This is a genomic window from Pseudoduganella sp. RAF53_2, from assembly GCF_052113985.1.
In the GTDB taxonomy this organism is placed as follows: Bacteria; Pseudomonadota; Gammaproteobacteria; order Burkholderiales; family Burkholderiaceae_D; genus Rugamonas.
Window position 1 is genome coordinate 1 of record NZ_JBFRDW010000185.1, and the last position, 9,212, is coordinate 9,212.

General features: G+C 62.9%; 6 protein-coding genes. 2 read left to right on the top strand and 4 right to left on the bottom strand.

Features of this window, described 5'->3' with window-relative positions:
- On the top strand, window positions 1–841 hold an 841-nt coding region (locus AB4Z11_RS13045), incomplete at its 5' end, for an amidase family protein (protein WP_442025679.1).
- Between the two features lie 38 nt (window positions 842–879).
- Entirely contained in the window at window positions 880–3,537 is a 2,658-nt protein-coding gene (locus AB4Z11_RS13050; RefSeq protein WP_442025680.1) for a polysaccharide deacetylase family protein, read from the top strand.
- 31 nt (window positions 3,538–3,568) lie between these two features.
- Here the strand turns inward: AB4Z11_RS13050 and AB4Z11_RS13055 are convergent, their stop codons facing one another.
- From AB4Z11_RS13055 to AB4Z11_RS13070, 4 genes are all read right to left on the bottom strand, one after another.
- Window positions 3,569–4,327: a ThuA domain-containing protein gene (locus tag AB4Z11_RS13055; protein WP_442025681.1), complete on the bottom strand. Its 759-nt coding sequence runs from the start codon at window positions 4,325–4,327 to the stop codon at window positions 3,569–3,571.
- Window positions 4,328–4,336: 9 nt separating this feature from the next.
- On the bottom strand, window positions 4,337–5,236 hold the full coding sequence (locus tag AB4Z11_RS13060) for an alpha/beta hydrolase (RefSeq protein ID WP_442025682.1): 900 nt from the start codon (window positions 5,234–5,236) through the stop codon (window positions 4,337–4,339).
- Window positions 5,217–8,216: a glycosyl hydrolase family 28-related protein gene (locus AB4Z11_RS13065; RefSeq protein ID WP_442025683.1), complete on the bottom strand. Its 3,000-nt coding sequence runs from the start codon at window positions 8,214–8,216 to the stop codon at window positions 5,217–5,219. Before AB4Z11_RS13065 ends, AB4Z11_RS13060 begins: the two co-directional genes overlap by 20 nt.
- 7 nt (window positions 8,217–8,223) lie before the next feature.
- A partial coding sequence (locus tag AB4Z11_RS13070) for a gluconate:H+ symporter (protein ID WP_442025684.1) occupies window positions 8,224–9,212 on the bottom strand: 989 nt, incomplete at its 5' end.

The following is a 9,212-nucleotide window of genomic DNA, read 5'->3' on the forward strand; positions in this document are numbered from 1 at the left end:
GGTGTCTTCGCAGGGTCATCATCTGCCGGGCAGCCTGACTGGTTCAGAGCTGGGCGTGATAGGACCGCTGGCGCGTACAGCGGACGATTTGCGTCTGGCGCTGTCGGTGCTGGCCGGACCTGGAACGCCGGAAGCTGACGCTTGGCGCGTGCAATTGCCGTCGCCGCGCTGGCAAAGCCTGGCGGAGTGCCGCGTGCTGTTGCTCGACACGCATCCCCTGGTCTACACCAGCGCCGCAGTGCGCTCCGCGGTTCAAAACGTGACGGACACGCTGGCCAACAGCGGCGGGAAGGTGGCCCGGCATAGCGAAGTGCTGCCGGACCTCGCGGCCAGTGCCGAATGCTTCGCGCGCCTGCTGCTGATTCAGAACCTGTCGAAGATGTCGCCGGAACAGGCGCAGGCGCTGCATTACGACAGCACGGCCGGCGGCGGTGAACGCCTGATGGCAATCGGGAAGAAGTCTGYCATGGCTGGTGCGCGTGCCTGGTTTGAGGCGCAGGAGGAACGTGCCCGCCTCACGCAGCAATGGCGGCGCTGCTTCCAGGACTGGGATCTGGTCGTTTGCCCTTCGACCACCACCACGGCCTTCCCCCACGATGACGCCGATCCGGCGCGCCGCCGAGTGGATGGCCAAACCTGCTCTTACTTCGATCATCTGGCGTGGGTCGGCATGGCATCCGTGGCAGGGCTGCCTGCGACGCAGTGTCCTTGCGGGCTGGATGAACAGGGGCTGCCGGTAGGGCTGCAAGTGATGGGGGCGCCGTACGCGGACCTCAGCACAATCGGCTTTGCCGGTCTGCTGGAAAGGGAACTGGGAGGATTCAGGGCGCCGCCGCTGTAATGGCATAGAATGGCTGGTCCTCCATTTTCTGCTAAAACATGAAGCTTTCCAAACCTCTGGTGATTGGCGCGGTCGTGGTGGCCGCTGCGGCGTCGGCGGCAGTAATCCTGAAGTCCCGGCCGAGCCCCACGAGCGCCCCGGCTGCGGCAGCCGTTGCGGATTCCGGCAACGCCCAGGCACCATTGATGGCGGAACTTCAGAGCATCCTGGCGAGCTACCGCAAGGTCATTGTGCTGCTGGCGGACGAAAAAGCACTGTCGGATGCGGACCGCAAGGCAGCGGAGCAGGTGGGCCAGTCGCTGTTCCATGAAAATATCGAGCGCTTTGCCAAGGCGCGCGATCTGCTGGCGCGGCTGCAGGCATTGCCCGCGGCCCAGCGCGATGCCGCGTATGAGATCTTGCTGTCGTATGTGGAGTCTGCGCCGGACCTGTTCGACGCCGACCGCCTGGTCTTCCGTGAGGTGCTGGTGGAAATGCAGAAGCTGGCCGCAGCCAATCAGACCCTGCCCGGCATCAAGCTGCACAAGCGCATCAGCGAAGACCTGGCGGCGCTGGAGGATATCGAACACCAGTACGACAAGGAATTGAGCGGCGTCTTTGCCCGCTTCGACCAGCGCGCCATCGTGCCGAAGCGCGAGCGCTGGGATGATTATGTGGCGCATCTGAAGAAGCTGTTCGACCGCGAGCGCATCATGAAGGATTACGGCGTTATCGTTCCGTATCCGGTCAAGCCTGAAGACGCGAACAAGGAAATCTTCGGTAAATCACTGCCGCCGAAGACCGTGGTGCTGACCTTCGATGACGGTCCGCATGCGACCTACACCGACGAAGTGGCGGCCATTCTCAAGCAGTATGGCGTGCCCGGCATCTTCTTCGAAGTGGGCAAGAACCTCGGCCAGATCGACGAGAAGGGCAGGGAAACCGTGGGCAAGTACGCGGCCGCCAGCCGCCGCCTGCTGGACGCCGGCTATGTGGTCGGCAACCATAGCTACAGCCACGCTTTGCTGTCGAAGGAAAAAGGCGATGAGCTGTACGGCGAAATCGCCAATGCGGATCAGTTGCTGAAGGCGGTCGATCCGCGCCGCTCGGCCCTGTTCCGCTTCCCTTATGGTGCGCACAATGCGGAGGGACTGGAGGTGCTGCACAAGCTGGGCCTGCGCTCGGTGATGTGGAATATCGATTCGCTGGACTGGGCCGATCCGGTGCCGAACTCGATTGCCAGCCGCGTGCTGTCCTCACTGGAGAAAGAACAGCGCGGCATCATTCTGTTCCACGACATCCACGAGCGCACGGTAAAGACGCTGCCGCTGGTGCTGGACAAGCTGATCGCCGACGGCTACAGCTTCGCCACCTGGGATGGCAACGACTTCACCGTCACCAAGGCAGGCAAACCGGAGCCGGACAAGGTGGCCGTCAGCACCGGGTACGCCAACAGCTACGCGGTCGTCATCGGCATCAACCACTACCAGAAATGGCCCAAGCTGCAGTATGCGGTGCAGGATGCAAAATCCATCCGCGATACCCTGGTCAGCCGCTTCGGCTTCGACAATTCCCGCGTGTTCACGCTGACGGATGGCGAGGCTACGCGCAACAATATCCTGGCGCTGTTCCACGACAAGCTGGCCGAGGCGAATCTGAAGAAGGACGACCGTGTGTTCGTCTTTTTTGCCGGGCACGGCGCCACGCGGCAGCTCAGCTCCGGCCGCAGCCTGGGCTACATCGTGCCTTTCGATTCCGATCCGCAGCAAATCAGCGTCGACGCGATTCCGATGACCGACCTGCAGAATATCGCGGAAAGCCTGAATGCCAAGCACCTGCTGTTCGTGATGGACGCCTGCTACAGCGGCCTGGGACTGACGCGCGGCGGCGGTACGGCCGCTTTCCTGCGCGATAACGCGCGCCGCATCGGCCGCCAGATGCTGACCGCCGGCGGCGCCGACCAGATGGTGGCGGACGGTGGTCCGAACGGCCACTCGGTCTTCACCTGGACCCTGCTGCAGGCCTTGAACGGTAAGGCGGACCTGAATGGCGACGGCATGATTACCGCAACGGAGCTCGCGGCCTATGTGGCGCCTGCCGTGGCCAGTGTGTCGCAGCAGACTCCGGCCTTCGGCAGCCTGCCCGGCTCGGAAGGCGGCGAATTTGTGTTCCAGCTGCCGGCCGAAGCGGAATTCCTGAGCGAAGGCAGCAAGCAGCTGCCGCCAGAAGCGATCGCATTGAATAACAAGCTCGATGCGGGCCGTGCCAGCCAGGCAGACGGCAACGTGGTGGTGGTGAAGACCCTGCAGGGCGGAGAGCAAAAGCTGTCGGCGCCTAAGCCGGTGGACGCGCCAACCCGCCAGCTGGCGCAGCGCGCCAACGACCGCGGCCTGCAGCTGTACAAGGAGAAGCAATATGCGCAGGCGGAGGAAGCCTTTACAGAAGCGCTGAAATACCGTCCAGACTTCGGCCTGGCCGCCAATAATCTGGGCTTCGTGTATTACAAGCAGGAGAAGTACGCGGAAGCCGCGCGCTGGTTCGAGAACACCCTGCAAATGGATGCCTCGCGCGCCATCGCTTACCTGAACCTGGGCGACGCGCGCCAGCGCCAGGGCGATGCCGAAAAGGCCCGCAAGGCCTATACCAGTTTCCTGGAGCTGGCGCCGAATCATCCGAGCGCCGCCTATGCGCGTGAGCAGCTGAAGAAACTGGGCTGATCGGGGCCACGGCATTCGCGGCCCTTTCCCGTTACGGCTTCTGGCCCTTGCCGGTCGCAGCCCAGTAGATGCCGCCCAGAAGGTGGGTCAGATACTGCGGGTCGCGGTACATTTCGCCGTTGTGGCCCAGCGCGGTCACAAAAACGCGGCCTTTCTCGAACTGGTGGTACCAGCTGACGGGATGATCCCTGCCCATGCCGGTGGCTACCTGGCCCGGCCAGATTTTGGTCGGGTCGTAGCTTGACTCATCGACATTCAGTACCGGATGAATCGTGACCTGGTAGGGATTGGTGGTTTCATACCATTCGTCGCTCCAGATCCAGCGCTCGGGAATGCCGTAGGTGGCGGGGAATTTCTTGTCTTCGACCGTGACGACGCCGGTTTGCAGCATGGGATGGGTCTTGAACGAGCGGCCCACCATTTTCTCGTACCACACCCACCCATTTGGCGGCGTGATCAGGGCGCGGTGCACGACGACCGCATTGCCGCCGTTGCGCATGTATTCCTCGAACCTGATGCGCTGCGCCGGATTCAGTTCCTCGCCGGGCGTGTTGAGGAAGACCACGGCCGCGTACTGCTTCAGATCCTGCTCGAAGACTTCCGGTTTATTGGTCCAGGTGAAGTCGAAGGAGTGCAGCTTGCCCAGCTTTTCGAAACTGTCCCGCGCGATGGGAATGTATTCATAGTGGTACTTGTTGGGAATGGCCAGCACCAGCAGTTTGAACTGGTTGTCGGCATGGCTGCTGGAGGCCGAGGCCATGGCCGCTGCGAAGATCAGTGCTCGTTTCATCTTTTCTCCTTACGGTGCAGGCACGCCTTCGACCGGTCGATTGCCGCGCGGGACCAGCCAGCCGCCATCGCTCAGCCAGTCGGACAGGCGGTCGGGCCAATGCTGCAATGAGACGCGTTCGCCGCGCTGGCCGACGTTGAAGGCATGGTCGGTATCGGCATACAGGTGGAGTTCAGCCGACACGCCAGCATTTATCAGCTGCTGATAGAGACCCAGCGCGGGCGGCATGCAGCACTTGTCCTGCGAACCAGCGATGAGGAAGGCGGGCGGCGCGCCGTTCACCGATTTGGCTGGAACACCGAGCGGACCAGGGTAAACCAGCACCTGGAAGTCCGGACGGCCGTTCTGCTGGTCGATGGCGTCGCGATGAGGCGGAGCGGTTTCAGGATTGTCGGCGACAAGCGAAACCAGCTCGCCGCCGGCGGAGAAGCCCATGATGCCCACGCGCTGTGGATCGACGCCGTATTCGGCTGCGTGCGCGCGAACCCAGCGCACGGCGCGGCGCAGATCGGAAGCGGCGTCGCCATCGATGCGGTAGCTGGAACCCTGGTCGCGTGCCAGGCGGTATTTCAGCACGAAGGCCGTTACGCCGATGCGGTTCAGGTTTTTCGCGGCCAGCATGCCCTCATTGATCCAGACCAGCATGCGATGGCCTCCGCCCGGCACCACAATCACCGCTGCGCCGTTGGCGTGGCGCGCATCGGCACGCTGCACGGTCAGCGATGGATCATGGATATTGCTGACGTAAGTGTCCTTGACCGTTTCCGGTTCGCCGTGGCGCTTTTCGGAGCCCGGTGCGCCGTTGGGCCAGAGCTGGAATGACGGTGGTGCAGATTGCTGCGCCATCGCGGCGGCGCTGGCCAGCAACAGGACTACTGCTGCCGCCTGTTTAATTGATGTGAGTCGCATACAGGGCATGGTGAGTAAGAATGAATAAGGTGCGCTTGTCGGCGCCGCCAAAAATCAGTTGCAGAGGACGCTCCGGTACGTCGACACGGCCAGTCTCTTTGCCGTCGGCGTCATAGACGAAGACCTGGCCGTTGGCGACATAGACATTGCCTGCGCCGTCGACAGCAGCGCTTTCGCCGCCGCGATTGGCGACAGGCTTCAGGTCCGTCACGGCGCCGCCTGGGCCAAGCAGGCCGCTGAAGGTGCGGTTTTCGGAACCGTTGGTGAAGACCACGCGCTCACCGGCACGTGCGGACACGAAGCCGTGAGTGTCCAGCGTGTCGGACCAGCGGTAGCCGAGATGGTCGGCAGGTCCCTGGCGCAGCACGCGGAAGGCGGGCAGTACCAGGCTGCCGTCGGGCGAAACGTATTCGCGCGCTTTCGGCACGGCGACGTCACGCGCAAACATTTCGGCCAGGGTGGTGAACTGGTAGGTGTCCGGATTAAGCTGGTCCTTGAATTCGCCGTTGTTCCAGAAATTGACTGGAATCGCCACACGCGCTGCCGTACGCTGCGCCACGGATGTAGGCTTGATCACAGTCACGTCGGTGCCTGGCATGCCCGGCTTGAAGCTGTAGACCGTCGCTTCCGGGCCGTAGGAGGACAGCACCATCACATTGCCGCTGCTGTCGATCGCCAGATTCACAGGATCAAGCGGCGCATCACGTACGACAGCCAGACCTTCATTCTTCGACCAGCTGTAGATGCGTTTGAAATGGCGGTCCACGAAATACAGCTTGCCTGCCGCATCGACCGCTGCGCCGGCGATGGAATAGAAGCCTTCTTCCAGCTTGTCGGCCTTGCCCAGCGGCGCCGGGGCGGCTTTCTGTTTGCCGGTGTAATCGAGCACTGCGAACTCGCGTTCACGCACTTCGATCTTGTTGCTGACGTCGACAATCGCATTTTCGTAGGGATACTTGGTGGCGCGCAGGTAGGTGGCGCAGCCGTTGTCGTCGCAGGTGGCAAAGCCGCTTTCGCCATTCACGTGCACATTGCGGAAGCGGATGTCGCTGGAATTCGTGATCTTCACAGCAGCAGGTGCGGGCTTGATCGAACGCGTGACGCGGTAGCCATGGTARTTCGCGATCAACAGATTGCGCGAATTGCGGATTTCGAACGAAACGGAGTCCATGCCGTCGCGGACTTCCTCTTCCGTCTGCGGCGCATGGAATTCCCAGTTCTCCACGCCATCCAGCACAATCTCGGCGCGGATATGGTGTTCAGCCGAGAGCTCATACACGCGGCCCGGTGTTTTCGTGTTGGAGACGTAGAAGCCTGCCTGTGCATAGCCGCTTGGCGACCAGATGCCGGTGAAGGTGCCGCCACCGCCGTCCGTTACCCACACGCTGGGATATTGGCGGTCCCAGAACCAGGTCGTATCCCAGTTGGCGGTCTTCTTGTACGGATCGCTGCGCGAACCGTCGTACAGGCGTGTGCCATGGCCGCCCTGAATACGCACATCATCCACCAGAGATTGCTGGCCGGCGCGCCACAGCAGGGCCACCGCGCGCTGGTTGACTTCACCTGTGGCCAGGCCGATGCCGGAGACAATGGCATCGCCGCCTTTCGCGCTTTCCAGCAAGGCTTTCGGCCCATCCACGCCCTGGAATTTCGGTGACCCGTTCGGCAGCGCGAGCTGGGTCAGGCCGGGGTGGAGGCCGATCAGCACCGTATCCGGCTTCATGCGGATAGTGTCGCTGACGACGTAGAAGCCTTGCGGCAGATAGACAACGCGGCTGCTGTCGATGGCTTTCTGCAGGGCGGCGGTGTCGTCGGTCGCGCCGTCGCCTGCTGCGCCAAAGCTGCGTGCATTGGCCCACTGCGTGCTCGGCGGCAGTGCGCGCATGACACGCGCGGCCGCCGATTTATCGGGCGCTCCGGCTGTCTTGAACGTGGTTTCAAACTTGCCTGGCGTTCCCAGTTCGAATAGCTTCATGCCGTAATTGAATTCGCTGACCTGATAAGCGCGGCTGGCGCCTGCCAGCGATTTGCCGCTGTCGCGGAAACGCGCCCAGGTCGGCACGTTATGCGCGATGGCGCGCTCGAAGCCAACCTGGGTATAGACATTGTCCTCATTGCTGATGATGAGCGCGGATTTCGACACGTTTTCGAAGCGCACATCCCGCCCCCACAGCCAGTCGCCGTAGCCACGGTCGATTTCCACGCCGACGGGCGTATTGCGGATATCGACATTGGCGAGGGTAAGCCCCGCCTCGTGCTCTCGGATGGCGGCCTCGCGCTGGCCGTCGAAGGTGGCGTCCATCAGTGTGTACTGCCAGGCCGGGGAAGTCTTTTCGCTCAGGATGCCGTAACGGCCACCGTAGAAGCGCAGATCGTAGCCGACATTGCCGACGTTGTAGATGCCGGCGATGCCGGAGCCGATGTGAAAATCGATGTGGCTCAGATTCGAATGCTGGGCGGTGCGCTGGCGCACTGCTGCGGCAGCGGGATTGCCGGCGCCGATGTCGAAGTCCACATTCGACAGCGCGGAATAGAAGGTCGACGAGTTCGCGTCGCGCACGTTCTCGCTGAACGGTACGGCACTCGGCACCGGCATCGGCACTTTGCCGACCGTGTACTGGTCGCCGCCGGTGAAGACCACCATCGTCGAGACGCCTTTCTGGAAGCCGGGCGTATTCGGCGCCAGCACGAATACGGGCCGCGTCGGGCCGACACCATACACGCGGACAGCCAGCGGAATCAGGATGCTGCGCGTGATGCGGTAGTGGCCGGAGGGCAGGAAGACGACGCCACCCTGGCCGCCGTTCGCAACGCTGTTGATGGCCTGCTGAATGGCGTCGGTATCGTCAGCCTTGCCATCGCCCTTGGCCTGCACGGTGGCGGCGCGGGGATCGTCCGGCTTGGTCAGGAAGGCGGAAGTGGAGGCAAATGCGGGGAGATGCGCGGCTGCGGCCAGCAGCGCGAGTGCGAGTCTGTTCATCAGTGCTTTATCCTTTGCTGACCAGCAGCGACAAGAGCATCACAAAAATCAGGCCGAAGACGCCGACCAGGGTTTCCATCAGCGTCCAGGAGCGGAAAGTATCCTTGAGCGACAAGCCGAAATATTCCTTGAACATCCAGAAGCCGGAATCGTTCACATGGCTGCACATCAGGCTTCCTGCGCCGATGGCGAGGATCATCAGGCTGGGATCGACACCGGAACTTTGTACCAGCGGGCCGACGATGCCCGCCGCCGTCACGCCTGCCACCGTCGCGGAGCCGAGGCAGATGCGGATCAGCGTAGCGACGGTCCAGCCGAGCACCAGCGGCGGCACGGGCAGGCGCGCCAGCTGCTCGCCCAGCTGGGTGCTGACGCCCGAATCCACCAGCACCTGCTTCAGGGCGCCCGCGCCCGCAATGATCAGCAGGATGGGCGCGATATCGCGCAACGCCTCCTGCGCCCCTTTCATGACTTCAGGTAGTGCCTGGCCGCGGCCGGCACCCAGCGTGATCACTGCCACGCCATAGGACACCAGCATCACGACCAGAGGATTGGACAGGAAAGCCAGCAGCGGACCATCGGCGGCATTGGACATCGCCAGTAGCGTCGCACCAGCCAGCAGAACCACGGGCAGCAGCGCAGTCGCAAAGCTGTTGACGGTTCCGGGCAGTTCAGCCTCGGCACGCAGCTCGTTGCGGAACATCTGGGCCGGTTCGGCGCGGATGCGGCGCAGCGACATGGCGAACACCGGACCGGCAATGATCAGCGTAGGCACCGCCACGGCAAGGCCGTATAGCAATGTCCTGCCCATATCGGCATGGAATTGCGCCACCAGCGCCGTGGGCGAAGGATGTGGCGGCAGGAAGCCGTGCGCGATGGAGAGGCCGGYCAGCAGCGGCACGGCCAGCGCCACGGCGGGCCGCCCGGATTGATAGACCAGGGAGAAAATCAACGGGACCAGCAGCACGAAGCCCACGTTGTAGTACAGCGGAATAC